Origin of the sequence: Streptomyces sp. NPDC048172 (assembly GCF_043202595.1) — a bacterium.
Lineage (GTDB): Bacteria > Actinomycetota > Actinomycetes > Streptomycetales > Streptomycetaceae > Streptomyces.
Genome location: NZ_JBIDAT010000003.1, coordinates 802,823 through 827,544 on the forward strand (window position 1 = coordinate 802,823; position 24,722 = coordinate 827,544).

Sequence of the window (24,722 nt, forward strand, 5' to 3'; positions counted from 1 at the left end):
GCCTGAATTCAACCACGTGTTCGATTTATGTGTCATTCGCTCTGAGGGCCAGGACGGCTCCGGTGAAGGAGAGGGTCGCGAGGGCGAGGAAGAGGTGGGTGTGTCCGCCGAGCGGCCCGGCGAGGGCGGTGGCGGTGAAGGGGGCGAGGCCGGTGGCGAGGGTGATCGGGGCGCTGAGGAGTCCGGTGAGGCGGCCGTAGTGCCGGGTGCCCCAGCGGTCGGTGACGGCGGTGGCCTGGAGCAGTGTGAGGTTGCCGCGCACCATGCCCGCGACGACGGACAGCGCGACCAGGACGGGTATCGGGCCGGGGACCAGGGCGAGTGCCGTGGTGGTGACGCCTCCGGCGGCGATCAGGGTGACCGTGCGCGCGGTGGCGCCGGTACGGCGCGCGAGCGGGGCGTAGCCGAGGCGGCCGAGGGTCTGGCCGAGGCCGCCGAGCCCGAGGGCCCAGGCGGCCTGGGTCGGGGTGGCGCCGCGTTCGGTCATGAGGGGGACCACCCCGATGACAACGGCGTGGACGGTGAGCGCGGAGAGCGTCATCGCGGCGGCGAGCATCAGGAACGGGCCGGTACGGGCGACGGGCGTGCGGCGGTGCTCGACCGGCCCAGAAACGGGGGCCGGTGCCGGGGGCCAGGGGGCGCGCAGCGCCAGGGCGTGGGCGGGGACGGTGACGAGGGCGAGTACGGCGGCAAGCACGATGTACGTCCCCCGCCAGCCGAGGTGCTCAGCGAGCGCAGCGGAGAGCGGGGCGAAGAGGGTGCTGGCCAGTCCGCCCGCGAGGGTGACGATCGTCAGGGCGCGGACCCGGTCGGGGCCCCACCAGCGGGTGAGGGCCGCGAAGGCGGGCGGGTAGAAGGTGGCAGCCATCGCGACGCCCGTACACAGCCAGGCGGCGACGAAGACGGGGAGGGTGGGTGCGGTGGCGACGGCCAGCACGCACGCCGTACCGAGGGCGGATCCGGCGGTCATGACGGCGCGTGGGCCGCGCCGGTCGAGGACGCGGCCGAGGGGGATCCCGGCCAGCGCGGAGACGAGCAGGGCCGCGGAGAAGGCGGCGGTGGCGGCGGTGGTGGACCAGCCGGTGTCCTCGCTCAGGCGGGGGAGGAGGACGGGGAAGGCGTAGTAGAGGATGCCCCAGCTCGTGATCTGGGTGACGCACAGGGCCGGGAGCGCGGCGCGGGGCCGCGACCGGATACCGTCCCCGGCCTTGGTCGCGGCCTGCGCACCTGTCTCATGGCGCGGCATCGCCGGGCTAGCAGCCGCCGCCCGCCGCGGTGGTCGGGGCGGCGCCGATCTGGACGGTTGCCGGGGCGGCGCAGCAGCCTCCGCCCTCGTTCTCAGCGGTGTCGGGTTCGTCGAAGAGGCCGGAGCCGCCGCAGACTCCGGTCTCGGCGAGGATCAACTCGACGCGGGCGGCGGCCTCGTGGTCCCCGGCGAGGGCGGCGGCGACGGAGCGGGCCTGCTCGTACCCGGTCTGGGCGAGGAAGGTGGGCGCGCGGCCGTAGCTCTTCATGCCGAGCAGGTATACGTCGGGCTCGGGGTGGGCCAGCTCCTTGGCGCCGTGGGGGTAGACGGTGCCGCAGGAGTGGACGTTGGGGTCGATGAGGGGCGCCACGGCGGTCGGGGCCTGGAGGCGCGTGTCGAGGCCGAGGCGCAGCTCGTCCAGGAAGGAAAGGTCGGGGCGCAGGCCGGTGAGCGCGATGATCTCGTCGACGGGTTCGAGGCGGCGGTCGTCGTCGGCGACCAGGGTGAGCCGGTCGCCGTCGCGTTCGATCGCCTGGGTGCGGAAGCCGGTGACGGCGGTGGCGTAACCGTCTTCCACTGCGGCCTTGGCGCGCAGGCCGAGCGCGCCGCGCGCGGGGAGCTGGTCGGCCTCGCCGCCGAACGTGTCGCTGCCGATGCCGCGCCGCAGCACCCAGGCGGCGTGCGTGCCCGGCTCCTCCCCGGCCAGGGCGGCGAGGGCGGCCAGCACGGTGAACGCGGAGGCGCCGGAGCCGACCACGGCGGTACGGCGGCCCGCGTAACGGGCGCGTACGGCCGGGTCGTTCAGGTCCGGGACCCGGTAGGAGATCCGGTCGGCCGCGGCCCGCTCCCCGAGGGCCGGGAGGCCGTCGCCGCCCAGCGGGTTGGGGATGGACCAGGTGCCGGAGGCGTCGACGACGGCGCGGGCGAGGATGCGCTCCTCACGGCCGTCGGCGGTGGTCAGGTGCAGGGTGAAGGGCTGCTCCTCGCGCCCGGCGTCGACCACGCGGTCGCGCCCGGCACGGGAGACGCCGGTGACGCGGACGCCGTAGCGCACGTGCTCGTCGAGCGAATCGGCTAGGGGCTGGAGGTAGCGGTCGGCCCAGTCGGCGCCCGAGGGGTACGTACGTCCGTCGGGCCGCTCCCAGCCGGTCGGGGCGAGGAGCTTCTCGGCGGCGGGGGCGATCACCTCCTCCCAGGTGGAGAAGAGCCGCACGTGCCCCCATTCCCGTACGGCCGCTCCCGCGTCCGGCCCGGCCTCCAGGACGAGGGGTTCGATGTCGCGTTCCAGCAGGTGGGCGGCGGTGGCCAGGCCGACGGGTCCGGCGCCGATGACCGCGACAGGAAGCGTGGGGTGGGCGGGCTGCTGCTCGGACATGGGGCTGCCCCCTCATTTCTGATTTGAAATCTGTCGATGTAGCGAGGCCGAGTCTGGCACTCTGAATCGATAGGTGTCAATATGGAGCTATGTCGAAGCTGAAGGATCTCCCCGTCGTCGAGCCGGACAGCGCCGAGGACGCCGTGCCCTGCTGTCCGCCGCTGACTGCGCCGGACCTGTCGGCCGAGGACGCGCAGACGATGGCCACGATGTTCAAGGCCCTCGGTGAGCCGATCCGGGTGCTGCTCTTCAATCGGGTCGCCGCGCACCCGGAAGGCGAGGTGTGCGTGTGCGACCTCGGCGATCTCGGGGTCGGTCAGCCCACCGTCTCCCACCACCTCAAGAAACTCCGCGACGCGGGCCTTGTCCTCTCCGAGCGGCGCGGGACGTGGGTCTACTACCGCGTCGCCCCTGGTGTGCTGGCGCGGATGGGTGCGATCACGCGCTGACCGGCTCCAGGAGCCTGCTCGCGAACAGATTTCGTGCCCGCCGACTGGGGGTTTAATTCATGGCATGAGTATTGATATCCCCTGGGTCCGTGACCAGTTAGCCGAGTTTCTGTCCCTTACTGAGTTGTATCGCCCCGCTGACCCTCCGGGGGTCACGATGGTGGGGTTCACGCACCGGATGAATCGCGGCAGTGACGAGGCGATCATCGCGAGTGCGCACGTGGTCGAGCAGATCCTGGACCGTGTCTTGCCGCAGTGGCGGACCGAAGTTCCCGCTGACAGGAACAAGAGCGTGAATCGTTGGTGCCAGCATCGGGAGGCGGCACAGCGGGCGGACGCCGCACTCGTGTGTGACGCGGAAGTGCGGCAGCACTTGGGCGATGACGCGCCGCAGGTCAGCGCTGGGGCGATGCATTCGTGGGCGTGGGAGGGGGCCAGGGCTCTATGGAGCAGTGGCCACTTCCGTGAAGCGGTCACGGCAGCGGCCCGCAAGGTCAATGCGGAGACGCAGAACAAGGTGGGCCGCCGGAACTTGAGCGAAGTCAAGCTCTTCCAGCAGATCTTCAGCGTCGAGCCGCCGAAGCCGGGACAACCTCGGCTCAGGCTGATGGACGATGACGGCAGCGAGACATACCGGAGCGTTCACCGGGGAGCGATGGCCTTCGCCGAGGGCTGTTATGCGGGTATCCGCAACCCCAACAGTCATGAGGACGGCCAGCCTGAATTGCCGGAGCACGAGGCCCTTGAGCAGCTCGCGGCGTTCAGTGTGCTCGCTCGCTGGGTTGAGAAGGCCGAGCTGGCCACTGCCTGATGTTGGTCTCCGGATCGGCTTGAATACGGGTCGGGCTCTTCTCCTCGCTTGCTTCATCGTTTATCGTCGATGAACGATGAATACCGTGCAGCCACTCACCCGTCCCACCGCCGAGGAGTACGCCTCCTGGTTCAAGGTGCTGGCCGATGCGACCCGGATCCAGATTGTCTCGCTGCTCGCCCGCTGCGGGCGGAAGATGACGGTCGGGGAGATCGTCGAGCTGATGGGGGTCGGTCAGTCGACCGTCTCCCAGCACCTCAAGCAGCTCGCTGAGGTGGGCTTCGTGCTCGTGGAGCGGGTGGGGACCGCGAGCCACTATCGGATCAACGAGGAGTGCGTGCGCGCCTTCCCCTCCGCCGCCGACGTAGTGATGGGGCAGGCCGCATCCGTACCACCGGGCAAGGAGTGCACGCGATGAGCCAGTCCGCTACGTCTCCCGAAGAGATCGTCCGTCGATACGCCGGTCTGGCCCGCGCCGCCCGTGCCGGAGAGCGGATCGTCGACTGCGGCCAGGACGCGTTCGATGCAGGGTGCTTCGGGTCCGCCGGATACGAGGACGAGACCGCCGTACTCCCCGAGGGGGCGGTGCGCGCCAGCCTGGGGTGCGGCAACCCCACGGCGGTGGCCGAACTGGCGCCGGGCGAGACGGTGCTGGATCTGGGCTCAGGCGGCGGCATCGACGTGCTGCTATCGGCGCGTCGCGTCGGCCCCGACGGATTCGTCTATGGGCTGGATGCGACGGCGGAGATGGTCGGGTTGGCCGAGGAGCACGCGCGCGAGGCGGGCGTGGCCAACGTCCGCTTCCTGCACGGGCGTATCGAGGAGATCCCGCTGACCGACGGGCTGGTGGACGTGGTGATCTCCAACTGTGTGCTCAGCCTGTCTACCGACAAGCCGCGAGTGCTGGCCGAGGCGTACCGCGTGCTGCGGCCCGGCGGGCGGTTCGGGGTGAGCGACGTACTCGCCGAGCCGGGCCTCGCCCCGGACGAACGGGTAGCGGCCGAGGAGCACGTGGGCTGCACCGGGGGCACGCTGACTGCCGACGAGTACCGCGTACGGCTCCTGGCTGCCGGCTTCACCCAGGTGCGCGTGACGCCGACCGTGGAGGCGGGTTCCGGGATGTACTCGGCGATGGTCCAGGCGGTCAAGCCTGCCGCCCCTGCTGGTTTCGTGCTGCGGCCGATGCGGGAAGCGGACGCACAGCGCGTGCTGGAGCTGTACCGGGCGGGGATCGAGGAGGGGGAGGCGACCTTCGAGACCGAAGCCCCGTCATGGGAGGCGTTCGATACGGCGAAACTGGCCCTGCACCGGTACGTGGCCGTCGAGGAGGACAGCCGTGAGGTCGTCGGGTGGGTCGCGGCCGGGCCGGCCTCGGCGCGGGCGGCGTACGCGGGGGTGGTCGAGCACTCCGTCTACGTGGACCCGGCCGCGCGCGGCAAGGGGGTGGCCCGTGCGCTGGTGGAGGCGCTGGTGGCCTCGACCGAGGCGGCCGGGGTCTGGACGGTGCAGTCCAGCGTGTTCCCGGAGAACACCGCGAGCCTGGTGCTGCACGAGCGGGCCGGGTTCCGGCAGGTCGGGCGGCGGGAGCGGATTGCGCGGCAGCGCGGCGTGTGGCGGGACACGGTGCTCATCGAGCGCCGTAGCCCGCTGGTCGACTGAGGCCGGGGGTGGAGCGTGGGCGGGCATCTCAGGTACTTCTTCGAGGCAGGAGTCCCGCACACCCCGCTGTGGCCGGATGATGTCGACAGTCCGTACGGATCGCCTTGCGAGCTGGAGCTACTGCCGATCAGCGAGACACTCCGGGCTGAACTGTCCCGGCTGTGTGAGTGGTACCAGTCCTCCATCCATTGGGACTATCCGCCCGCCCCCTCGCCCTGGCCTGCGGAGGAACGGGCGCGGTTCGTCCGGCGGGCGGACACCGCGCTGGCTTCCCTGCGCCGCGAGTTGCCGGACGGCTGGTCGGTCGAGGACCGCCGTCCGGCTGTGTGAGGCGGGCGTTCAGCCGAGCAGCGCGGTGATTTCCCGTACGGCGTCGCGGGCGGGGCGGCCGACGCCGATGAGGGTGGCGGAGGCCGGGCCGGTCCAGTCGCCGTAGCCGAGCAGGTGAAGGCGGGGCTCGTCGAGCGCGCGGGTGCCCTCGGTGGCGATGTGCCCGCGGGTGCCGCGCAGGGAGAGCGGGGCCAGGTGGGCGAGTGCGGGACGGAAACCGGTCGCCCAGATGACCGCGTCGGCCGCGGTGCGTGAACCGTCGCTCCACACCGGCCCGTTCGGCTCCAGGCGCGTGAACATCGGGCGCGGTTCGAGCAGTCCGCGGTCGCGCGCGTCGCGGACCGGCGGTACGGCGACGACGTCGCCGAGCGCGGCCACGCCGCCGGTGTCCTCCCGTCCGGCCTCCAGTGCGCGGCGGCGGGCGGTGGCGGCGTCGAAGAGGGCACGGCCGTCAATGTCGTCGGGCAGGAAGCGCGGCGGGCGCCGCGTTGCCCAGGTCGGCTCGATGCCGTGCGCGGACGCGGCGAGGGCGAGGTCGGCGGCGATCTGCGCGCCGGAGTTGCCGCCGCCGACCACCACGGCCCGCTGATCGGCGAAGTCCTTGGGGGAGCGGTAGCCGGTGGTGTGGAGCTGGCGTCCGGTGAAGATCTCGCGGCCGGGCACGGCGGGCCAGAACGGGCGCCACCAGGTCCCCGTCGCGCTGATGACCGTACGCGCGAACCAGGAGCCCGAGTCGCTCTCCACACGCAGCAGATCACCGTCCCGGTGCACGGCGCCGACGGTGACAGGTCGGCGGACGGGCAGGTCGTAGCGCTGCTCGTATTCGGCCAGGTAGCGGACCGCGTGGGCGGCCTCGGGGTAGGGCTGACCAGGCTGTACGGGCATGGGGCGGCCGGGCAGCGAGGAGTAGGCGGCCGGGGAGAACAGGTGGAGGGAGTCCCACATGTGCCCCCACGCGCCGCCCGGCTGCTCCTGCGCGTCCAGGACGGCGAAGTCGAGCCCGGCGCGGCGCAGGTGGAAGGCGGCGGCCAGGCCCGCCTGACCACCGCCCACCACCACCGTGTCGTACGGTCCGTTCACCAGGACACGGTCCCGGGAACGGGGGCGTGGAGGGCCCCGCAGGCGCCGCACTGCACCTTGCGGACCTCGGCCTCGTCCGGCGAGCCGAAGCGCGGGCCCCGGCGTACGCGGCGGGTGCCGATCACGGCGTGGCTCGCGCATACGGCCGCGCCGCAGCTCTGGCACACACCGATCGCGTCCCGCTGGTTCTTCTGCTCGCGGCACTCCAGACAGCGCATGACGCTCAGCCTTCCTGCGGTCGCGGTTCGGCGGTGTTCAGGGTTTGGTCGCTGAACTTGCGGCGCCAGGCCAGTGAGACGTAGACGAGGGCGATGAGGACGGGGACCTCGATCAGGGGGCCGACGACACCGGAGAGGGCCTGGCCGCTCGTCACCCCGAAGGTGGCGATGGCGACGGCGATGGCCAGCTCGAAGTTGTTGCCCGCTGCCGTGAACGCGAGGGTGGCCGTACGGTCGTACGCGAGGCCGATCGCCTTGCCGAGGGCGAAGGTGCCGAACCACATCACGGCGAAGTAGACCAGCAGCGGAAGCGCGATACGGGCGACGTCCAGGGGCTGCGAGGTGATCGTCTTCCCCTGCAGGGCGAAAAGGATCACGATCGTGAACAGCAGCCCATACAGGGCCCACGGGCCGATCTTCGGGAGGAAGCGGTTCTCGTACGCCTCTGTGCCCATCTTCTTCTCGCCGAGGCGGCGCGTGAGGTACCCGGCCAGCAGGGGGATGCCGAGGAAGATGACGACGTTGAGCGCGATCTTCCACATCGAGATGTCCAGGTGCTGCCCCTCGCCGAGGCCCAGCCAGCCGGGCAGCAGGTCGAGGTAGAACCAGCCGAGGAGGCCGAAGGCGATCACCTGGAAGACGGAGTTCAGAGCCACGAGGACGGCGGCGGCCTCGCGGTCGCCGCAGGCCAGGTCGTTCCAGATGATGACCATCGCGATGCAGCGGGCGAGCCCGACGATGATGAGGCCGGTGCGGTACTCGGGCAGGTCGGGCAGGAAGATCCAGGCCAGTGCGAACATCACGGCCGGGCCCAGGACCCAGTTGATGACCAGCGAGGAGGCCATCAGCTTCCGGTCGCCCGTGACCGTGTCGAGCTTGTTGTAGCGGACCTTGGCCAGCACCGGGTACATCATGATCAGCAGGCCCAGCGCGATCGGCAGCGAGACCCCGCCGACCTCGACTTTGCTCAGTACATCGTTCAGCCCGGGAATCGCACGCCCGAGCCCGAGCCCGACGGCCATGGCCGCCAGGATCCACACCGCGAGGTAGCGGTCCAGGGTGGAGAGCTGCTTGACGATGCCGGACCCCTCGCCGGGCCCGGCTGCCGGTTCACCGGGGGCGGCTGTGCTCTCGGTGGTGGGTTCCGTCTTGCTCACGGGCAGGGCCTCTTCCGGTCGGTGGCGATCGTCGTACGGGCGGTCTCGGCCAGCTCGGTGAAGGCCCCGGCGAGCGAGGTGAGCACCTCGGGGCGCAGCTTGTAATACGTGAACCGGCCGCATGGCTCGGTCTCGACGACGCCCGCCTCGCGCAGCACCCGCAGATGATTGGACAGGTTCGTCTGCCGCGCGCCCGTCTGCTCGACCAGGTGCGTGGTGCACAGGGTCTCGCGGGCGAGCAGCGTGACGATCTCGTACCGCAACGGGTCCGCGATCACCCGGATCAGCTCGGCACCCTCCGGCACCGGGGTCACTTCACTCTTGGCTGACATCATCATGCGCTGATACTGTCACATCAGTTGTCAGTGACGCCAGTCCCCGCTGATTCGTCCGGGGTCCGAGAGAAGCGAGATCGCCGTGTCCGAGAAGCCCTCCGTCCTCTTCGTCTGCGTGCACAACGCGGGCCGCTCCCAGATGGCCGCCGCCTGGCTCGCCCACCTCGCGGGGGACCGGATCGAGGTCCGCTCGGCGGGCTCGGCCCCCGCCGATGCGGTGAACCCGGCCGTGGTCGAGGCCATGCGCGAGGTCGGCATCGACATCGCCGCCGAGACACCCAAGGTGCTGACCGTGGACGCGGTCCAGGCGTCGGACGTGTGCGTGACCATGGGCTGCGGCGACGCCTGCCCGGTCTTCCCCGGTAAGCGCTACCTCGACTGGAAGCTGGAGGACCCAGCCGGGCAGGGCGTGGCGGCCGTACGGCCCATCCGGGACGAGATCAAGGCCCGTATCGAGACGTTGATCGCCGAGATCACCCCGGAAGGCCAGGGGGGCGCGGAGTGACCGGGGCACCGATGTCCGAGGCGTGATCATCATCGGTTCCGGTCCAACCGGTCCCATCGCCGCGCGCTACGCGGTCCCCGCACCCGGCTCCGGCCGCTGCCGTTCGGCGGCGCCGTCTTCGTCGGGGGTTCGATGACCACTCCGACTGAGGTGGAGAACTTCCCCGGGTTGCCCAAGGGCGTCGACGGCCCGGACCTGATGGAGAATATGCGGGCCCCGGGCCGAGCGATTCGGTGCCGAGACGGCCGACGATTCTGCGTTTCGCGGCCTTGAAAAGTCACAACTGTCGAGCCCAACTCGCGTGCTTCCCCGCATGGTTACCTCGCGGGTAGATTCGGGCGCTCCGGACGGCCACGTTCGGAAAGTGGGCCGTCTCTCGGCCTGTGCGGCCCTGGCGTGACACGATTCAGTATCGGCCTGTTTTATGGGATGGGTCTTTTGTAAGAGTCCGCCAATTGACGCACCTCTTCATGTTGACCGTCGCCAAGGATGCGGCGCATCGAGTGAAGGGCTGGCGACGCGCCTTACGGGTTCTGCCAATGGTGGGAGTGCATCCTGATTTGCTGTCGGTTCGTAATGCGCCCCCGTTCTCCGGCGAAACGAGATCACTTTCATGCGTGAGGAAATGCCGCCATTGGCGGTTCTGCAGGCAAGCACGAATCCTTTCCTGAAGGTTCGTGGTCCTTCGCTGCTTGATCGCACACACAAGTTCAGTGAGGAAGTGTGGGAGCCGCGCCTCTCGCATGATGTCCTGCCGCTGAGGCGGGTCGTCCATGGGGAGGTCAGCCCGCAGGCTGAAGTGAGCAGCCTGCAGGGTCGGACGTGGCACGGCACCGCCTTCTCGATGCAGGACTATCTCGGCCTCTCACGGGAGGCGTCGGTGCGCGAGGCCGTGCAGGACGCGCTGCATCGCTACGGCCCTCACTCCGGGAGTTCTCCCATGCTGGCGGGGGTCACCCCGCAGTCCGCCGAGCTTGAGGCGGCCCTGGCCGAATTGACGGGGATGGAGCATGTCGTGCTCTACCCGACGGGCTGGGGTGCGGGCTTCGGGGCCATCGCCGGTCTCGTGCGCCCGCACGACCATATCGTCCTGGACGAGCGGGCCCACTCGTGCCTGAACACGGGCGCCCGCGCGGCCACCCCCCAGGTGTCGCTGGCCGCCCACCTGGACAACGGGGCCGTGCGGGAGCAACTGGCCCAGATCCGGGCGCAGGACACCAGCAACGCTGTTCTCGTCGTGACCGAGGGCCTGTTCTCCATGGACGCGGACGCGCCGCAGCTCGCCGAGCTCCAGGAGCTGTGCCACGAGTACGGGGCCACGCTGCTCGTCGACGTGGCGCATGACCTGGGAGCGCTCGGCCCTGGCGGCACCGGGCAGGCGGGCCTGCAGCAGATGCACGGCCGACTCGACCTGGTCATGGGGTCCTTCAGCAAGTGCTTCGCCACCAACGGCGGCTTCGTCGCCACCCGTTCCCGGGCGGTGGCCCAGTACCTGCGCGTGTTCACCAGCTCCCATGTCTTCTCCTCGGCGCTGTCCCCGCTGCAGGCAGCCGCGGCGCTTCAGTGCGCTCGGATCATCGGCTCGCCCGACGGGGACCGGCGCCGCGCCGATCTCGCGCGTGCGTCCGAGCGGCTGCGCGGGGCGCTGTCCGGACGCGGTCGGACGGTGCGGGGTGTGCCGTCGGCCATCGTGCCGGTGGACGCCGGTAGCCAGGAGGTGGGCTATCTGGCCTGCCGACTGGCCGAAGCCCAGGGCCTGGTCCTCGCCCTGGCCGAGTATCCCGCCGTGGCGCGCGGCACGGCCCGCTTCCGGATGCAGTTGATGGCTGATCACCCGCTGGGTGAACTCGACACCGCGGCTGCCGTGCTGGATGAGAGCCTGACCCGGGCCGAGTCACTGGTCGGCCGGCTCAAGGGCGCGGCGGTATGACCCGGGCTGTGCTGGTCACCGGGTGCTCGCGGGGCCTGGGCGAGGCGGTCTGCCGCCGTCTGGCGCGCCTGCCCGGCCTGACCGTCTACGCCACGGCACGCGACACCGAGCAGCTGGCGTCCCTGCGCGAGGCCGGGTGCGTCACGATGCGGCTGGATGTCACCGACGACGCGCAGCGGCGTGCGGTGGTGCGCCGGATCGAGGAGTGTCACGGCCAGGTCGACATTCTGGTCAACAATGCCGGGATCGGCCGCTTCGGCCCCGTCGAGGCCGTCGACGGCACCGACCTGTTCTCCACCAACGTGTTCGCCGCGACGGCTCTGATCCAGCTGGTGCTACCGGGGATGCGTCGCGCCGGGTCCGGGCGCATCGTCAACGTCTCCTCGGTCTCCGGGCGTATCACCTATCCCGGCGGTGGCTGGTACACGGCCTCGAAACACGCTCTCGAAGCGCTCTCGGACACACTCCGCACCGAGGTCTCGGCACACGGCATCTCCGTCACGCTCGTGGAATGCGCCTGGTTCGCCTCCGAATTCTTCGCCCATTCATCCCACGAATCAGCAGCCCCGTACCAAGAGATGATGAAGACCTTCCACCGCAAAATCGCATCCCGCAACGACTGGGCAGTCTCCTCCATCGAGCAGGGAGCCACAGCTGTCTGCAAGGCAGCTCTCGGTCGTTCCCGCCCTCGCCATGTCCTCGGGAACTACACGCGGCTGATGATTCACACCCGTCGGATCCTGGGAGCACGCGCATGGGACGCCGTCATGCGCGTCTACTTCCAGCAACCCTCGCTCACCTCGGCACTGGGCATGAAATGGAAGGAGCCTGACAGATCACAATGACCCTCGCCATGCGGGCAATAGTGAGCACCAGATGCGCCACGCTGGACAGATCGGCGCGCTCCTTAACGCGTCGCATCTCTTGCATCATCGCGCAGTAGAACCAGTTCGGGCGGCTAAGGTCCATCCCGGCGGCCTGTGCCGCCAGGTCTCTCACGTCCGTGGTGGTCACGGTGTATTGCGGCCGCAGAGCATGGTCGCCATGCTCACATCCTCGGTGAGGGAAATGTTGCCGCTGTGGTGTTGACGGGTGGCGCCGTATTCGGCGGGGACGGCGCGGCAGCAGCGGAGTGCGGGATGAGTACGAGCGCCGCGGGGCCGCTGACCGGCCCGCATGGGCAGGCGGTCAGCGGCGGTTCACCGATCGGCCTTCAGGGGCATTCCGCCGACAGGACGGCCCACAGACGGCTGGTGGGGATCACGGGAACTTACCCGATCGTCCAGCGCAACTCGGTGTTCCCGCGTGTCTGCTCGTCGCGGTCCTTGTGGACGCGTGTCCTGCACTCGCCGTGGCAGTCGACGCCCTCGCTGCTGGACCCGATGAAGGGGTTGGACCACCAGAAGGTGTAGTCCTGACCGTCGACGTTATAGGTGACCCAGCCCTTGGTGCCGGTCATGACGCCGTTGGACGTCGAGGCGAACCTTCCCTCGGCTTTCGGCTGGATCTCGCGGGGGGCCTTGGTGTGCCAGGTGCCGTGGTCGAGGCCCTCATTGATCTTGGTGAGGGGCTTGTCGGTGTTGTTCTGGATGCAGGCGTGAATCCAGAGTGACCCCGGGGCGTTGATGTAGCAGTTGGGGTGCGCGGATGGGGTCGTCGCGGTCGTGGCGGTGGCGGGTGCCGCAGTGGTCAGGGACAGCGCGGCCGTCACCGCAACGGTGGTCAGCGCGATCGATTGGGCATTCAACGATTTCACCCAGGCGTGCCTTTCTCTGCGATGCGGCTTGGCGCCACGCCCTCGTACCGGCGCGAACAACCCGGATGTCACACAGCGACTCGCGACGTCAGCGGGCCAAGCCTGGAAGAAGCTACCGTCAGGACAACTTGCCTGCTCAGCCCGTTGGCTAACGTGTGCTGGGCGTTTGCCGCCCGCATGAGCGAGCGCACCACCAGGGCGTGCACGGGGCCAGAAGCCCGCCCGAGCACGAGTCCGTGCCCCGGCATGTCCCCGCTCCTCCAGCCACCCGCCGAGCCCGGCGACATCGCCATGGATAGGGCAACGGCTTCGCCCGCGTCGCCCGCTCCGTCACCGTCGTCCGCAGCCGCTCGACCTTGCGGTCCTCGAAGGTCAAGCAGAACCGGGCCTTCGCCGAGGACAAGAATTCGTCGCCTCGACAGCGAGATCGCCGAGATCAAGGAGAAGGCCGGCATGCTCGCGGGCCTCGTCCTGCGCGACACCTTCACCGGCGCCACCTGCGACCTGGACGTGACGGGCCTGTTCATCGCGATCGGGCACGACCCGCGCACCGAGCTGTTCAAGGGGGCGCTCGACCTGGACGAGGAGGGTTACCTGAAGGTGGACGCGCCCTCGACCCGCACCAACATCCCGGGCGTCTTCGCGGCGGGCGACGTCGTCGATCACACCTACCGCCAGGCCATCACCGCCGCTGGGAACCGGCTGCTCCGCCGCGTTGGACGCCGAGCGCTATCTCGCTGCCCTGGCCGACAGCGAGACGACCCCCGGGCTGGAAAAGGATGCCGCCGCCGTGTAGGCGGCCAGCCTGTCAGTGCGCTGCGGGTCGGTCGGCGGGTTTGACGGCGCGTACGACTGCGCCGTGCATCCCGTCGGCGACTTGGTGCGTGGATTCCACGCGTACGTCCGTGAAGCCCGCGGTGGTCAGGAGTTCGCGGTACTCGGCGAAGCTCAGCGCCCCCGCGATGCAGCCCGCGTGGTCGCCGCGTGTGGCGCGGTCGGCGGGGGAGAGGCGGTCCTCGGCGACCACGTCGCTGATGCCGGTACGGCCGCCGGGGCGCAGCACGCGGTGGATCTCGGCGAAGACGGCGGGCTTGTCGGTGGACAGGTTGATCACGCAGTTGGAGATGACGACGTCCACGTGCGCGTCGGGCAGCGGAACGGCCTCGATGCCGCCCTTGAGGAAGCGCGCGTTGGCGGCGCCCGCCGCCTCGGCGTTCATACGGGCGAGGGCGAGCATTTCGTCCGTCATATCCAGGCCGTAGGCGATGCCGGTGGGTCCGGTGCGGCGGGCGGAGAGGATGACGTCGATGCCGCCGCCCGAGCCGAGGTCCAGGACGGTCTCGCCCTCGCGGAGTTCGGCGACGGCGAGCGGGTTGCCGCAGCCGAGGCTGGCGGCGACGGCGGCGTACGGCAACTCGCCGCGCTCCTCGGCGGAGTAGCGGGCGGCACCGAAACTCTCGTCCAGGACTGTGGGTTCAGAACAGCAGCCCTCTGCGGCGCTGGCCCCACAGCACGCGGCGCCCGTACCGGAGGTGACCGTACGGGCGGCGGACGCGTAGCGCTCGCGGACCTGGTCACGTAACTCGTCGTGTTCGGGAGTGGTCATGATGCGGTCTCCTTCGAGCGGGTGGCGGGCGTGGATCAGGGGAGGTCGGTAGGGCCGCCGGGCCCCTTCGTGTCCGTCTCCTCGGTCAGGCACAGCGCCAGGTCGAGTACGGCGGGCACGCACGGGTCGGCCAGCGAGTAGAGGATGCGGTTTCCGTCCCGGCGCGCGGTGACGATGCCCCTGTCGGCCAGTCGCTGCAACTGGTTGGACACGGCCTGCGGGCGCATGCCCACCTGCACGGCCAGCTCGCCCACCGCCACCTTTCCGCCCCGATGCAGTGCGTGCAGCAGCCGCAGCCGGGTGTCGTTGCCCAGCGTCTTGAACAGCGCCACGAGCCGGCCCGTCTGCACGTGCGTCAGCAACTCCCGCTCCGCAAGCGGCGGTTTGCCCGCCGCACCGGTCGGCGATACGGCCGGGGCACAGCACGACTCGGAAGCCTTGGTCACCGCGCCGGTCTGCTCGTGAGCTGCGTCCATGAATCCACGGTTACACGAACTCGTGTAACCGTGGAGAGGTCGCGCCACCGTAGAACGCCTACGACGCTCGCTGCTCCCGGCAGGTGTGAGCGCGATGCTGGGGGCATGAGCATCGAGATCTGGACCGTGCCGGACTGCCCGAACGAGAAGCTCTTCCGTGCCCGTCTGCGGCAGGCGCTGGACGCTGCCGGCCTGCGGGACGTCGCCTTCACCACCCGGGTGGTCACCGATCAGAACGAGGCGGAGCGGGTCGGCTTCACCGGGTCCCCGACCGTTTTGATCGACGGTCACGATCCGTTCGCTGACGAAGGCCGCCCCGCAGGACTGGCCTGCCGGGTCTACGGCACTCCCGAGGGCGGACTGGCCGGAGCCCCGAGCGTCGGCCAACTGAAGGAAGCCCTCGCGGCATCCGCCGTACGAGGTCGCCCTTGACCTTCGAGTCGAGTCGAAGGTTTACGGTCGCGGTGTGGCCACGATGATGCGGATTTCTCAGCTCGCCGAGCGCTCCGGCGTTCCGGCTACCACTCTGCGGTTCTACGAATCCGCAGGGCTGCTGCCCTCCGGACGGACACCGGCGGGCTACCGGACGTATGACGAGAGCGCGCTGGACCGGCTGGCCTTCATCGGGGCCGCCAAGCACCTCGGGCTGCCGCTGGAAGAGATCGGCGAGCTGCTCGGCGTGTGGGCGGCGGGCGCCTGCGCGGACGTCAAGGCCGACCTGCGGCCCCGTATCGCCGCCCGGCTGGAGGAGGCCCGGCGCAGGACCGCCGAGCTGAGCGGCCTCACCGCTACGCTGCACGCTGCCATGGAGCACCTGGACGCGCTGCCGGATCGCACCGGCCCCTGCGATCCGGACTGCGACTTCCTCGCGGAGCGCGACGAGCGGTGGCGGTCCGAGCCCGTCGCCTGCTCGCTGAACGGAGACGGGCTGCGCGAGCGCACCGTGCAGTGGCGCGAGGCCATCCACGGAGCCCTGCGCACTCCGGCCCCGGACGGCGTCCGGCTCACGCTCCCCGCCGACCGCGCCCAGGCGATCGCGGCGCTGGCCTCCGCCGAACAGCGCTGCTGCCCCTTCTTCGACTTCCGCCTCCACTTCGACGGGCCGCGCCTCCACCTCGACGTCCGCGCACCGGCCGAGAGCGCCGACCTGCTCGCCGAACTGTTCGGCCCGGCTGCCTGACCGCTCGGCGCGCCCCGTACTTCGTACCTCTCGCACCAGCCCAACCGAAGGATCTTCTGTGCTCGTCGCCCGTTCCCTGGCTCTGTTCGCCGTTGCCGCCGTCTTCGAGATCGGCGGAGCCTGGCTGATGTGGCAGGGCTTGCGCGAGCACAGGGGCTGGCTGTGGATCGGCGCCGGGGTCGTCGCGCTGGGTCTGTACGGCGTGTTCGCCACCTTTCAGAGCGACGACAACTTCGGCCGTATCCTCGCCGCCTACGGCGGGATCTTCGTCGCGGGATCCATCGCCTGGGGGATGGTCGCCGACGGCTACCGCCCCGACCGCTTCGACGTGATCGGCGCGCTGGTCTGCCTCGCCGGAATGGGCGTGATCATGTACGCGCCCCGAGGCTAGCGACCGCTGCGCGCTCGCCCCCTCGCCTCGACTGGACATTCCAAGCGGTAGCCGACGCCGCGGATGGTGTCGATGGTGCAGCAACTGCCCGGGACCGAGGCGAGCTTGGTGCGGAGGCGTTTGATGTGGACGGTGAGGGTGTTGGTGTCGGTGACGTCGGTGCCCCACAGCTCGCGGAGGATCTGGTGCCGGGAGACGACCTGGTTGGGGTGGCGCATCAGGTAGTGCAGGAGCTGGAACTCGCGCAGCGGGAGGCGGAGCGGCTGGCCCTGTACGTAGGTGTGCAGGCCGACGAGGTCGAGTTCGATGTCGCCGACGGCCAGGGAGGGGGTGTCGTCGGCGCCGTAGGGCTGGAGCAGCGGCAGGAGTTCGGTGACGCGGTAGGGGCGGGCGACCAGGGCGAGGGCTCCGGCGGCCAGGGCGGCGACGGCTTCGTCCGGGTGCTGCTGGCCGGTTCCCACCACGACCGGGGAGGGGACGTGCTTGCCCAGCAGGGCCGTCACCGTGGTGGCGTCCACGCGCGGCAGCGGGGCGCCGAGCAGCACCATGGAGGGCTGGTACAGCCCGGCCAGCAGCAGGACTTCGGCGCCGTCGCGGCAGCCGAGGACTTCGACGCCGCGTGCGGCGAGGTCCGCGGTCACTTCCTGGGCGATCCCCTCGTCGGCTTCGGCGATCAGGAGGGTGGGCAGCGCGGGCAGGGAGGCCCGGGGCGTGGTCCGGGTCCGGCGGACCGGGTAGGGCATGGCGGTGGGTGTCACCCTGGTCCTCCCTGTGCGGTTGTGGTCAGGCGCTCCCGGCGCGGTAGGGGCGGGAGCGGGCAGGAGGGCTCAGCCGAAGCGGCCGGTGATGTAGTCCTCGGTGCGCTGGTCGGCGGGGTTCTCGAAGATCTTCTCGGTGGTGTCGTACTCCACCAGCCGCCCATGGCGTACGCCCGCGTCGTCGACATCGGCGGTGAAGAAGGCGGTGTAGTCCGAGATCCGTGCGGCCTGCTGCATGTTGTGGGTGACGATGACGATGGTGAAGTCCCGCGCCAGATCGGCCATCAGGTCCTCGATGCGCGCGGTGGCGATCGGGTCGAGGGCCGAGCAGGGCTCGTCCATGAGGATCACTTCGGGCCGTACCGCGATGGTGCGGGCGATGCACAGCCGCTGCTGCTGGCCGCCGGAAAGGGCCAGGGCGCTGGACTTGAGCTTGCTCTTGACCTCGTCCCACAGGGCCGCCTTGATCAGGGCCTCTTCGACCAGGTCGTCGAGCTTGCCCTTCACGCCGTTGACGCGGGGGCCGTAGGCGATGTTGTCGTAGACGGACTTGGGGAACGGGTTGGGCTTCTGGAAGACCATGCCGATGCGCCGGCGGACCTCGATGGGGTCGATCTCCGGGTCGTAGAGGTCCTCGCCGTGGTAGGCGACCTTGCCGACCACGCGGGCGGTGGGGATGAGATCGTTCATACGGTTCAGGCAGCGGATGACGGTGGATTTGCCGCAGCCGGAGGGGCCGATCATCGCGGTGATCTGGCGCCTGCCGATGGTCATGGTCACCTCGCGGACGGCCTGGTGGTCGGCGTACCACACGTCCAGGTCGGAGAGGTGGAAGACCGGGTCGTCCAGGGAGGGCGCAGGCCGTTCGGGGTGCCGCTTGTGCATCCGTACGGCCAGCGCGGAGAAGTCCTCGACGTGCTTGTCCGGCGAGGGCTCGGGAGGGCCGTCCTCGGGGACGGGGGGCTCGGGGCGGCCGGTCCCGGCCGCGTACGGGGTGGGGCCGTCGGCGCGTAGGTCTGTCATGGGGATCACCAGCGCTTGCTGTAGCGGTTGCGAAGCCAGATCGCTGCGGCGTTCATCGCCAGCAGGATGACCAGCAGGACGACGATCGCGGCGGCGGCCAGGTGGTGGAACTCGGCACGGGACTGGGCGATCCAGTTGTAGATCTGCACCGGGAGCACCGTGTAGGCGCTCTGGAGGCCCTCGGGGTTGAAGGCGACGTAGGTGATGGCGCCGAGCATGATGACCGGCGCGGCCTCGCCGATGGCGCGGGAGAGGGCGAGGATCGAACCGGTGGCGATGCCGGGCACGGCGGCCGGGAGCACCTGGCGGCTGATGGTCTGCCACCGCGTGGCGCCCAGCGCCAGGGATGCCTCCCGGATCGACTGCGGCACCGCCCGGATCGCCTCCCGCGCGGAGATGATCACGACCGGGAGGACGAGGAGGGAGAGGGTGAGCGCGGCGGTCAGCACGGTGGTGCCGAGCGCGAACTGGCGGGCCAGCAGGCCGAGTCCGAGGATGCCGTAGATGATGGAGGGGACGGCGGCCAGGTTCTGGATGTTCAGCTCGATCAGCCGGTTGTACCAGCGCTGCGGATCGGCGTACTCCTCCAGATAGATCGCCGCCATGATCCCGGTGGGCAGGCAGAACAGCGCGGTGAACGCGATCACCCACACCGTGCCCAGGATCGCGGACTGCGCTCCGGCGGCCTCGGGGCGGCGGATGGAGGGGAAGTTGTTCCACAGCCGGGAATCCAGCCTCGGCCACGCCTCGATCAGGATGTAGCCGAGCAGCACGAGCAGGAAGACGACCGCGACAACGAGGCAGGCCAGCAGCAGCCAGCGGAACGCGGTCTCCCCGGGCCGGAACCGGGGCCCGGCCAGCGTGGCGCGGCCCTCCTGGGGGCGGGGTTCGGTGACGGGCGGGGCGCTCATCACTCGTACACCTCCCGGTACTTGCGCACCAGGCGGATGCTGATCGCGTTCATCACGAAGGTGAGGACGAACAGCAGCGCGCCCACCGCGAAGATGGTCTTGTACTCGAACGAGGCCGTGGACACGTCCCCGGACGCGGCCTGCGCGATGAAGGCCGTCATGGTCTGCATCTCGCGCAGCGGGTCGAGCGTGAAGTCCGGGCGGGCGCCGGAGGCGATCAGCACGATCATGGTCTCACCGACCGCGCGGGAGACGCCCAGCACGAACGCGGCGATGATCCCCGACAGCGCGGCGGGCATCACCACCCGTACCGCGACCTGCCGCTTGCCCGAGCCCAGCGCGAACGCGCCGTCGCGCAGCGACTGCGGCACCGCCGACATCGCGTCCTCCGAGAGCGAGGCGATCGTCGGCACGATCATCACGCCCATCACCAGCCCCGCCGCCAGCGCGTTCTTCACCTCCGGACCCGCGCTGCCTGGCCAGATGTCCTGGAGGAGCGGGGTGATGAAGGCGAACGCGAAGAAGCCGTAGACCACCGTGGGGATACCGGCCAGGACCTCCAGCACCGGCTTGAGGACCTTCCGCACGCGCGGCGCCGCGTACTCACTCAGATAGATGGCGGCGCCCAGTCCGACCGGGATGGCGACCAGCAGCGCGATCCCGGTGATCAGCACGGTCGCGGTCAGCAGCGGGAGCACCCCGTAGGACGGGTCGGAGAACAGCGCGGTCCACTCGGTGCCGGTGAAGAACTCCCCGACGTCCACGCGCTCGAAGAACTCGGCGGTCGGCGGGATCAGCGCCAGCACGATCCCCACCGTGGTGCCGACCGACACCAGCGCCGCCGCCAGCAGCAGCCCCTGGATGACCAGCTCGCCGTAGCGCGGGCGGCCTTTGCGCAGCGACCGGAACACCGCGTCCGGAGACTCGGGCACCGGCGGTGGCACGAGGCGGCTCACTCCGCCCGCTCCTTGAGCTTCTTCAGATCCGCCGCCAGCTCCTTGTCCTGCTCGCCGTTCAGCGGCACGAAGCGGGCGTCCTTGGCGATCCGGGCGTGGTTGTCGACGTAGAACTCCACGAAGCCCTCGACCTCGGGCCGCTGGAGCGCCTTGGCCGTGGGATAGATGAACAACGGCCGCGACAACGGCTTGTACGTCCCGTCCTGCGTGGTCTCCACGCTCGGGGCCACGCACCCCTCGCCGCCGTCGACCTTCAGCGCCTTGAGGTCCTTACGGTTCTCCTCGAAGTAGGAGAAGCCGAAATAGCCGAGCCCGCCCTTCGAGCCGGCCACGCCCTGCACGGTGACGTTGTCGTCCTCGGTGGGGCTGTAGTCCGTACGGGAGGCGCCCTCCTCACCGTTGATGGCCTCGGTGAAGTAGTCGAAGGTGCCGGAGTCCGTCCCCGCGCCGAACAGTTTCAGCGGCTCATCGGGGAACTTCGGGTCGATCTGCTTCCAGCTCTTCACCTTCGAGCCGGGCTGCCAGATCTTCTTCAACTGCGCGGTGGTCAGGCACTCCACCCACTTGGCGTCCTTGTTGACGACTATGGTCAGCGCGTCATTGGCGACCGACAGCTCCTCGTACTTGATGCCCTTCTTCTCGCACAGCTTCTTCTCGTCGTCCTCGATGGGCCGCGAGGCATCCGAGACATCCGTCTCGCCCGCGCAGAACTTCTCGAAGCCTCCGCCCGTGCCCGACGTCCCCACGGTGACACGTACCTTGGGCTGCTCCTCGGCGTAGAACTCGGCCGCCGCGGTCGACAGCGGAGCCACCGTGCTGGAGCCGTCGATCTTGACCTTGCCGGACAGCTCCTCGCCGTCCCCGGAACCCCCGCCCGCGTCGCCACCCCCGCAGGCGCTCAGCGCGAGCGCCCCCGCGAAGACCAGCGCCGCCGGGCCCGCAGACCTTCTTGAACCAGACCTACGAAAACCGTTCATGTGTCTCGACCCCTGCGCTCAGGCCGGTCGCCAACTCCGGCTCACATAGGGCCCGTTGGGGGCGAGCCCCTCGGATACCCTGGATCGAAACTTGACTATGTGAACGCAGCGTGTACGGCAGGCGTCGCAAAGCAGAAGATAGATGCCCGTCTATATTGACGGTGATCTATGGCGATGCGGGAGTGGCGAACTCAGACGGAAGTGACCGCCGGGGCCGGGAGGATGTTCCTCAGCGCCGCCAGACCCTCGGGGTCGACCGCGTACCAGACCCAGGTCGCGCGCCGCTCCCGGGTCAGCAGCCCGGCATCCGTCATCAGCTTCAGGTGATGGCTCACGGTCGGCTGCCGCAGCCCCAGGCACGCGGTCAGGTCGCACACGCACGCCTCCCCGCCCGGCGCGGACTGAATCAGGTGCAGCAACTGGAGCCGCGTGGGGTCGGCGATGGCCTTGAGCATCCCCGCCAGCCGCTCCGCCTTCCCCCGCTCCAGCAGCGAGCAGGCAAGCGTGGGCTCGCACTCTCCGGAAGCACCCGCCTCCGGTCCCCCCGGCCCCCGTCGAGCTTCTGTGGTGCTTGCAGAGATGCCCATCTATGCAACATACGACGGAAGTTGTGTCGACAGCTTGTCCGAGGGCCGCCAGCAGTCTGCGTTCATCCGACGTTCACCTTGGGCGCGCCGGGCAGGTGCAACCCCTTACGGGCGGCCCCGCTGCCGCCGGAGCTTCCCGACCACGTACGCGGCGTCCCGCCCCACCCCGCGCACCGAGGCCGAGGCGTTGTTGCGCTGGTACTCCAGCCCCACATACCCCAGCCCCCGGACGGTCGTGGAGATCCCGGCCCGCTGCAACGGCAACCCCTCCGCGTCCAGGGCTCCGGTGCCCGCCAGGTAGCCCATGTCCGGCCGGTAGCCGGTGGCCAGGACGATCGCGTCGAGGTGCTCGCGCTCCCCGCCCGGCCACTCGACGCCGTCCTCGTGCAGCCGGGAGAAGAGCTTTCGGTGGTCAGGGTTCCCCGACTCCAGTGCCGCACGGTACCGGCCGTCATCGATGATCGGCATCGACTTACCGCCCAGCCACCGCCCGATCGGCGCGCTGTCGATCCCCGTACGCGTCAGCCACCAGTGCAGATCCTTGCCCGCGATCCGCTGCGCCTGCCACCGCAGTGGCGCCCGGCTGGCAAGGCTCACCCGCGCCACGCCCGCCAGGTCGGCGGCGATCTGCATCGCGGAGTTCCCGCCACCAACGACCACCACGCGCTGCCCCTCGAATGCGTCCGGCGTCCGGTACTCGGACGAGTGGAGCACCGTGCCCGCGAACTCCGTAGCGCCCGGCAGCTCGGGCCGGTACGGATTCCCGAAGTACCCGTTGGCCGCGATCACCGCCGACGCCTCGTCCTCCGAGCCGTCCTCCGTCCGTACCGTGAACCCGCCGCCGGGCGCCGTCTTCACCGACTCCACCCGCCGGCCGTACCGCACCTCGCCGTTGAACCGCTCGGCGTACGCCCGCAAATAGGCCACCACCTCATCCCGCCGCGGATACCGGCCCCCGTCACCCGGGAACCGTGCGCCCGGCAGCGCGGAGAACCAGGCCGGGGAGAAGAGCGCCAGGCTGTCGTAGTAGCGCGGCCAGGAGCCCACCGCCTCGTCGGAGGCTTCCATGACGAAGAAGGGCAGGCGCGCCCCACGGAGGGCATGGGCGGCGGCGAGGCCGGACTGACCAGCCCCGATGACGATCACAGGGTGTCTCGTGTTCAGCATGACCTCAGTGTATTGACGTATCTCAAAATAGCAATACGAAGGATGAGGGCTAGGCTCTGACCAGGGACGGATGGCGAGACGGGAGGCGGACCATGGCACCAGGGGACACACCGGCGGACACCGGCGGCCAAGCCCCGGAGCTGCACCCGGCCACCCACGACTTCCTCAAGGCCCTCGCCAACCCGACCCGCCAGAAGGTGATGCTGCTCTTCGCCCGAGGCGCCGAACTCTCCGTCAGCGAGGTCGCCGAACAAGCCGGGATTGGCCAGCCCACCGCCTCCCAGCAGCTCGCCCTCCTCCGTCGTGGCGGAATCCTCACCTCACGCCGCGAAGGTAAGACCGTCCTCTACCGCAGCGACAAGGACGGCGTCGCCGCCTCCCTCACTGACCTCCAGAACTATTTGAAGGTGTGCTGCTGACTGGTCGGTATCAGTGCCTAGCGCAGGCGGCGGGAGGAACGGCGAGACTTCAGCGTGAGATCTTGACGTTCCTTGCGTCGGCTAGCGGCTACTCGCTGCATGAACGCCAGGCGCCCGTGGTCACGAAGGCAATCCGGGGCACACGCTCTGATCATTCCGGGCGAGTGTCCGGTGAAGCGCCGGATCTCGTCCTCCGGGCTCCCGGCGAAGGTGAGTGCTTGGTTGTACTCGGCGATCTCGCAGGCCCGTTCCACGCTGTGGAACTGCAAATCGAGTCGTCCCGGGAGTTGTGACGGACCGTCGAGCCAGATCCTGCAGTCTGATCCTCCAAGCCTGCAGGAGCAGGTGCGCATGTCCTCCTTGAGTGCAATGCCGCACTCCGGGTGGGTGAGGTGCGCGATGAGCGCGTCGTGGTCGGTCCGGTGTGTCTGCGCGAAGGTGAGCCGGAGGCCGTAAGTATTGACCTGCTTGGTGAAGCCAGCCATGTCCAGCCAGTTCGCTTCGTTGCGGAAGATCAGCAATCGGCGAAGCAGCGCACTTCCGAACGCGGCGACCTCCCGCTGTGCCTCCAGGAACCAGCCGTGCCTTTCGGTAAAGGCGCGTTCACCTGGTGTCAGCCCAGCGTGCCAGAACGGCGCCACCTCACCAGACGCCTCCGCTGCCCGGCAGCGCAGCTCTACCGCGCTCCACCACGCCCGTTCCGGGATACCTTCGAGGCGGAGCCGCGCGTCGGTTCCGAGTAGACCGACATCAACGCGGCCGTGAGCGGCCCCGGTACTGCGCAGACCGCAGATTCCCCGCAGGTCGTCTTCACCGCCGCATGAGAAGAGCCCCCAGGCGATGACGTCGGCGAGGCCATCGGGATCGGCGTCGGCTGCGAACCGGATGACAGCTCCGTCCTCGCGCGGGATGACACGCAGGATGCGGAGCGGCCTCGTGGTGTAGGTCGTGGGGAACTCCAGCAGGGCGCGCAGAACCTGCGCTTCCAAGAAAGCTAGATCGTCTCGGGCCATGGGGATGAACGGACCGCCGAACGGAAGTCGACGAAGACGTTCTGAGGCGCCAGCGTGAGTCTCCCCGGTGTAGCGGCGACAAAGAGCAACAGTGTGATCGAAGAGCATGACGAACTCCTTCGGCGCTGCCGGATCTCAGCGCGGGAAAGAGCTGCCTGCGGATGCGAACGCTCACGGGGCGAAGCGAACTGATGAGGGTACGCCATGGGGCTTTCGACACGCTGCGCCATCGATCCGGGAGGCGCACGACGAGGGTTCCCTCAGCCCGAACCCGACCCTACGCGTTGGGATGCGGTTGCACCGCAAGGCGCGTGCCCCCATCCAAGTGAAGATCCCTAGCCGTGCGGGGGCAGCGCCCCTTGCCCTCTGGACGCCCAGCATGGGCGCCCTTCCGGCCCTGGTGGCTA

Annotated in this window: 28 protein-coding genes and 3 pseudogenes; 14 read left to right on the forward strand and 17 right to left on the reverse strand. The window is 69.8% G+C overall.

The annotated features are described in order from the left end of the window. Positions 1 to 25: 25 nt before the first annotated feature. A complete protein-coding gene (locus ACGF3A_RS17040) occupies positions 26 to 1,246 on the reverse strand; it encodes an MFS transporter (protein WP_393730401.1) in 1,221 nt (406 codons plus the stop codon). Positions 1,247 to 1,253: 7 nt separating this feature from the next. After that, on the reverse strand, positions 1,254 to 2,621 hold the full coding sequence (locus ACGF3A_RS17045) for an FAD-dependent oxidoreductase (RefSeq protein ID WP_393730403.1): 1,368 nt from the start codon (positions 2,619 to 2,621) through the stop codon (positions 1,254 to 1,256). 89 nt (positions 2,622 to 2,710) lie between these two features. Here ACGF3A_RS17045 and ACGF3A_RS17050 point away from each other — a divergent pair, with 89 nt between their 5' ends. The 5 genes and pseudogenes from ACGF3A_RS17050 to ACGF3A_RS17070 all read left to right on the forward strand — a co-directional run bounded on the left by ACGF3A_RS17050 (position 2,711) and on the right by ACGF3A_RS17070 (position 5,540). Beyond that, positions 2,711 to 3,070, forward strand: a complete 360-nt coding sequence (locus tag ACGF3A_RS17050) for an ArsR/SmtB family transcription factor (RefSeq protein WP_393730404.1) — start codon at positions 2,711 to 2,713, stop codon at positions 3,068 to 3,070. A gap of 64 nt (positions 3,071 to 3,134) precedes the next feature. Further along, positions 3,135 to 3,881 (forward strand): TIGR02391 family protein, encoded by a 747-nt coding sequence (locus ACGF3A_RS17055; protein ID WP_393730406.1) that lies wholly within the window; start codon positions 3,135 to 3,137, stop codon positions 3,879 to 3,881. An 85-nt stretch (positions 3,882 to 3,966) separates the two neighbouring features. Next, positions 3,967 to 4,299: an ArsR/SmtB family transcription factor gene (locus ACGF3A_RS17060; protein WP_393730408.1), complete on the forward strand. Its 333-nt coding sequence runs from the start codon at positions 3,967 to 3,969 to the stop codon at positions 4,297 to 4,299. Next, a pseudogene (locus tag ACGF3A_RS17065) lies at positions 4,296 to 4,952 on the forward strand (methyltransferase domain-containing protein); the annotation flags it as partial. The gene ACGF3A_RS17060 and the pseudogene ACGF3A_RS17065, both read left to right, overlap by 4 nt. A gap of 111 nt (positions 4,953 to 5,063) precedes the next feature. Continuing rightward, positions 5,064 to 5,540, forward strand: coding sequence for a GNAT family N-acetyltransferase (locus ACGF3A_RS17070; RefSeq protein WP_393730726.1), 477 nt, complete (start codon positions 5,064 to 5,066; stop codon positions 5,538 to 5,540). A 339-nt stretch (positions 5,541 to 5,879) separates the two neighbouring features. Here the strand turns inward: ACGF3A_RS17070 and ACGF3A_RS17075 are convergent, their stop codons facing one another. From ACGF3A_RS17075 to ACGF3A_RS17090, 4 genes are all read right to left on the reverse strand, one after another. Further along, the gene (locus tag ACGF3A_RS17075) at positions 5,880 to 6,950 is read right to left on the reverse strand and encodes an ArsO family NAD(P)H-dependent flavin-containing monooxygenase (RefSeq protein WP_393730409.1); all 1,071 of its coding nucleotides are present in this window, start codon (positions 6,948 to 6,950) and stop codon (positions 5,880 to 5,882) included. Continuing rightward, positions 6,947 to 7,168, reverse strand: coding sequence for a DUF2180 family protein (locus tag ACGF3A_RS17080; RefSeq protein ID WP_393730411.1), 222 nt, complete (start codon positions 7,166 to 7,168; stop codon positions 6,947 to 6,949). Before ACGF3A_RS17080 ends, ACGF3A_RS17075 begins: the two co-directional genes overlap by 4 nt. A gap of 5 nt (positions 7,169 to 7,173) precedes the next feature. Continuing rightward, positions 7,174 to 8,247 (reverse strand): ACR3 family arsenite efflux transporter, encoded by a 1,074-nt coding sequence (gene arsB / locus ACGF3A_RS17085; RefSeq protein ID WP_393730728.1) that lies wholly within the window; start codon positions 8,245 to 8,247, stop codon positions 7,174 to 7,176. A gap of 74 nt (positions 8,248 to 8,321) precedes the next feature. Then, complete coding sequence (locus ACGF3A_RS17090) at positions 8,322 to 8,657, reverse strand: ArsR/SmtB family transcription factor (RefSeq protein ID WP_393730730.1); 336 nt, start codon at positions 8,655 to 8,657, stop codon at positions 8,322 to 8,324. Between the two features lie 85 nt (positions 8,658 to 8,742). On the opposite strand from ACGF3A_RS17090, the gene ACGF3A_RS17095 reads away from it, so the two are divergent. The 4 genes and pseudogenes from ACGF3A_RS17095 to ACGF3A_RS17110 all read left to right on the forward strand — a co-directional run bounded on the left by ACGF3A_RS17095 (position 8,743) and on the right by ACGF3A_RS17110 (position 11,940). Next, positions 8,743 to 9,165, forward strand: a complete 423-nt coding sequence (locus tag ACGF3A_RS17095; RefSeq protein ID WP_393730413.1) for an arsenate reductase ArsC — start codon at positions 8,743 to 8,745, stop codon at positions 9,163 to 9,165. Between the two features lie 22 nt (positions 9,166 to 9,187). Beyond that, positions 9,188 to 9,418: pseudogene (locus tag ACGF3A_RS17100) on the forward strand (thioredoxin-disulfide reductase); the annotation flags it as partial. A gap of 360 nt (positions 9,419 to 9,778) precedes the next feature. Next, entirely contained in the window at positions 9,779 to 11,095 is a 1,317-nt protein-coding gene (locus ACGF3A_RS17105) for an aminotransferase class I/II-fold pyridoxal phosphate-dependent enzyme (RefSeq protein WP_393730414.1), read from the forward strand. Beyond that, positions 11,092 to 11,940 (forward strand): SDR family NAD(P)-dependent oxidoreductase, encoded by an 849-nt coding sequence (locus tag ACGF3A_RS17110; protein WP_393730416.1) that lies wholly within the window; start codon positions 11,092 to 11,094, stop codon positions 11,938 to 11,940. The genes ACGF3A_RS17105 and ACGF3A_RS17110 overlap by 4 nt, the downstream gene beginning before the upstream one ends. Positions 11,941 to 12,365: 425 nt before the next feature. Here ACGF3A_RS17110 and ACGF3A_RS17115 read toward each other — a convergent pair whose 3' ends face one another. After that, on the reverse strand, positions 12,366 to 12,842 hold the full coding sequence (locus tag ACGF3A_RS17115) for a hypothetical protein (protein ID WP_393730418.1): 477 nt from the start codon (positions 12,840 to 12,842) through the stop codon (positions 12,366 to 12,368). A gap of 288 nt (positions 12,843 to 13,130) precedes the next feature. On the opposite strand from ACGF3A_RS17115, the pseudogene ACGF3A_RS17120 reads away from it, so the two are divergent. Beyond that, positions 13,131 to 13,647 (forward strand): annotated as a pseudogene (locus ACGF3A_RS17120) (NAD(P)/FAD-dependent oxidoreductase); the annotation flags it as partial. A gap of 12 nt (positions 13,648 to 13,659) precedes the next feature. On the opposite strand, the gene arsM reads toward ACGF3A_RS17120, so the two are convergent. Then, positions 13,660 to 14,457 carry an arsenite methyltransferase gene (arsM, locus tag ACGF3A_RS17125; protein WP_393730420.1) on the reverse strand — a complete coding sequence of 266 codons (798 nt, stop codon included), beginning with the start codon at positions 14,455 to 14,457 and terminating at the stop codon, positions 13,660 to 13,662. 35 nt (positions 14,458 to 14,492) lie between these two features. Next, positions 14,493 to 14,933, reverse strand: coding sequence for an ArsR/SmtB family transcription factor (locus ACGF3A_RS17130; protein WP_393730422.1), 441 nt, complete (start codon positions 14,931 to 14,933; stop codon positions 14,493 to 14,495). A 105-nt stretch (positions 14,934 to 15,038) separates the two neighbouring features. On the opposite strand from ACGF3A_RS17130, the gene ACGF3A_RS17135 reads away from it, so the two are divergent. From ACGF3A_RS17135 to ACGF3A_RS17145, 3 genes are read left to right on the forward strand one after another with little or no spacing between them, the layout of a single operon-like run. Continuing rightward, positions 15,039 to 15,365 carry a glutaredoxin family protein gene (locus ACGF3A_RS17135; RefSeq protein WP_393730424.1) on the forward strand — a complete coding sequence of 109 codons (327 nt, stop codon included), beginning with the start codon at positions 15,039 to 15,041 and terminating at the stop codon, positions 15,363 to 15,365. 43 nt (positions 15,366 to 15,408) lie between these two features. Continuing rightward, a complete protein-coding gene (locus ACGF3A_RS17140) occupies positions 15,409 to 16,113 on the forward strand; it encodes a MerR family transcriptional regulator (protein ID WP_393730732.1) in 705 nt (234 codons plus the stop codon). A 58-nt stretch (positions 16,114 to 16,171) separates the two neighbouring features. Next, positions 16,172 to 16,504, forward strand: coding sequence for a YnfA family protein (locus tag ACGF3A_RS17145; RefSeq protein ID WP_393730426.1), 333 nt, complete (start codon positions 16,172 to 16,174; stop codon positions 16,502 to 16,504). Here the strand turns inward: ACGF3A_RS17145 and ACGF3A_RS17150 are convergent. The 7 genes from ACGF3A_RS17150 to ACGF3A_RS17180 all read right to left on the reverse strand — a co-directional run bounded on the left by ACGF3A_RS17150 (position 16,501) and on the right by ACGF3A_RS17180 (position 22,883). Beyond that, a complete protein-coding gene (locus ACGF3A_RS17150) occupies positions 16,501 to 17,262 on the reverse strand; it encodes a winged-helix domain-containing protein (RefSeq protein WP_393730428.1) in 762 nt (253 codons plus the stop codon). The genes ACGF3A_RS17145 and ACGF3A_RS17150 overlap by 4 nt on opposite strands. Before the next feature lie 69 nt (positions 17,263 to 17,331). Beyond that, complete coding sequence (gene pstB / locus ACGF3A_RS17155; protein WP_393730734.1) at positions 17,332 to 18,147, reverse strand: phosphate ABC transporter ATP-binding protein PstB; 816 nt, start codon at positions 18,145 to 18,147, stop codon at positions 17,332 to 17,334. Between the two features lie 143 nt (positions 18,148 to 18,290). After that, complete coding sequence (gene pstA / locus ACGF3A_RS17160) at positions 18,291 to 19,196, reverse strand: phosphate ABC transporter permease PstA (RefSeq protein WP_393730430.1); 906 nt, start codon at positions 19,194 to 19,196, stop codon at positions 18,291 to 18,293. Further along, positions 19,196 to 20,152 carry a phosphate ABC transporter permease subunit PstC gene (gene pstC, locus ACGF3A_RS17165; protein WP_393730432.1) on the reverse strand — a complete coding sequence of 319 codons (957 nt, stop codon included), beginning with the start codon at positions 20,150 to 20,152 and terminating at the stop codon, positions 19,196 to 19,198. The genes pstA and pstC overlap by 1 nt, the downstream gene beginning before the upstream one ends. After that, the gene (locus tag ACGF3A_RS17170) at positions 20,149 to 21,129 is read right to left on the reverse strand and encodes a PstS family phosphate ABC transporter substrate-binding protein (RefSeq protein WP_393730434.1); all 981 of its coding nucleotides are present in this window, start codon (positions 21,127 to 21,129) and stop codon (positions 20,149 to 20,151) included. Before ACGF3A_RS17170 ends, pstC begins: the two co-directional genes overlap by 4 nt. A gap of 191 nt (positions 21,130 to 21,320) precedes the next feature. Continuing rightward, positions 21,321 to 21,710 carry an ArsR/SmtB family transcription factor gene (locus tag ACGF3A_RS17175; protein ID WP_393730736.1) on the reverse strand — a complete coding sequence of 130 codons (390 nt, stop codon included), beginning with the start codon at positions 21,708 to 21,710 and terminating at the stop codon, positions 21,321 to 21,323. A 111-nt stretch (positions 21,711 to 21,821) separates the two neighbouring features. Next, the gene (locus ACGF3A_RS17180; RefSeq protein WP_393730436.1) at positions 21,822 to 22,883 is read right to left on the reverse strand and encodes a flavin-containing monooxygenase; all 1,062 of its coding nucleotides are present in this window, start codon (positions 22,881 to 22,883) and stop codon (positions 21,822 to 21,824) included. A gap of 92 nt (positions 22,884 to 22,975) precedes the next feature. Here ACGF3A_RS17180 and ACGF3A_RS17185 point away from each other — a divergent pair, with 92 nt between their 5' ends. After that, positions 22,976 to 23,302 carry an ArsR/SmtB family transcription factor gene (locus ACGF3A_RS17185; RefSeq protein ID WP_393730438.1) on the forward strand — a complete coding sequence of 109 codons (327 nt, stop codon included), beginning with the start codon at positions 22,976 to 22,978 and terminating at the stop codon, positions 23,300 to 23,302. A 17-nt stretch (positions 23,303 to 23,319) separates the two neighbouring features. Here the strand turns inward: ACGF3A_RS17185 and ACGF3A_RS17190 are convergent, their stop codons facing one another. Then, positions 23,320 to 24,423 carry a hypothetical protein gene (locus ACGF3A_RS17190; RefSeq protein WP_393730440.1) on the reverse strand — a complete coding sequence of 368 codons (1,104 nt, stop codon included), beginning with the start codon at positions 24,421 to 24,423 and terminating at the stop codon, positions 23,320 to 23,322. Positions 24,424 to 24,722: the final 299 nt, after the last annotated feature.

Coding starts and splice junctions, on each gene's coding strand:
- ACGF3A_RS17040 (WP_393730401.1), bottom strand. CDS start 1,246: ATGCCGCGCCATGAGACAGGTGCGCAGGCCGCGACCAAGGCCGGGGAC.
- ACGF3A_RS17045 (WP_393730403.1), bottom strand. CDS start 2,621: ATGTCCGAGCAGCAGCCCGCCCACCCCACGCTTCCTGTCGCGGTCATC.
- ACGF3A_RS17050 (WP_393730404.1), top strand. CDS start 2,711: ATGTCGAAGCTGAAGGATCTCCCCGTCGTCGAGCCGGACAGCGCCGAG.
- ACGF3A_RS17055 (WP_393730406.1), top strand. CDS start 3,135: ATGAGTATTGATATCCCCTGGGTCCGTGACCAGTTAGCCGAGTTTCTG.
- ACGF3A_RS17070 (WP_393730726.1), top strand. CDS start 5,064: ATGCGGGAAGCGGACGCACAGCGCGTGCTGGAGCTGTACCGGGCGGGG.
- ACGF3A_RS17080 (WP_393730411.1), bottom strand. CDS start 7,168: ATGCGCTGTCTGGAGTGCCGCGAGCAGAAGAACCAGCGGGACGCGATC.
- ACGF3A_RS17090 (WP_393730730.1), bottom strand. CDS start 8,657: ATGTCAGCCAAGAGTGAAGTGACCCCGGTGCCGGAGGGTGCCGAGCTG.
- ACGF3A_RS17105 (WP_393730414.1), top strand. CDS start 9,779: ATGCGTGAGGAAATGCCGCCATTGGCGGTTCTGCAGGCAAGCACGAAT.
- ACGF3A_RS17110 (WP_393730416.1), top strand. CDS start 11,092: ATGACCCGGGCTGTGCTGGTCACCGGGTGCTCGCGGGGCCTGGGCGAG.
- arsM (WP_393730420.1), bottom strand. CDS start 14,457: ATGACCACTCCCGAACACGACGAGTTACGTGACCAGGTCCGCGAGCGC.
- ACGF3A_RS17130 (WP_393730422.1), bottom strand. CDS start 14,933: ATGGACGCAGCTCACGAGCAGACCGGCGCGGTGACCAAGGCTTCCGAG.
- ACGF3A_RS17135 (WP_393730424.1), top strand. CDS start 15,039: ATGAGCATCGAGATCTGGACCGTGCCGGACTGCCCGAACGAGAAGCTC.
- ACGF3A_RS17140 (WP_393730732.1), top strand. CDS start 15,409: ATGATGCGGATTTCTCAGCTCGCCGAGCGCTCCGGCGTTCCGGCTACC.
- pstB (WP_393730734.1), bottom strand. CDS start 18,147: ATGCACAAGCGGCACCCCGAACGGCCTGCGCCCTCCCTGGACGACCCG.
- pstA (WP_393730430.1), bottom strand. CDS start 19,196: ATGAGCGCCCCGCCCGTCACCGAACCCCGCCCCCAGGAGGGCCGCGCC.
- ACGF3A_RS17170 (WP_393730434.1), bottom strand. CDS start 21,129: ATGAACGGTTTTCGTAGGTCTGGTTCAAGAAGGTCTGCGGGCCCGGCG.
- ACGF3A_RS17180 (WP_393730436.1), bottom strand. CDS start 22,883: ATGCTGAACACGAGACACCCTGTGATCGTCATCGGGGCTGGTCAGTCC.
- ACGF3A_RS17185 (WP_393730438.1), top strand. CDS start 22,976: ATGGCACCAGGGGACACACCGGCGGACACCGGCGGCCAAGCCCCGGAG.
- ACGF3A_RS17190 (WP_393730440.1), bottom strand. CDS start 24,423: ATGCTCTTCGATCACACTGTTGCTCTTTGTCGCCGCTACACCGGGGAG.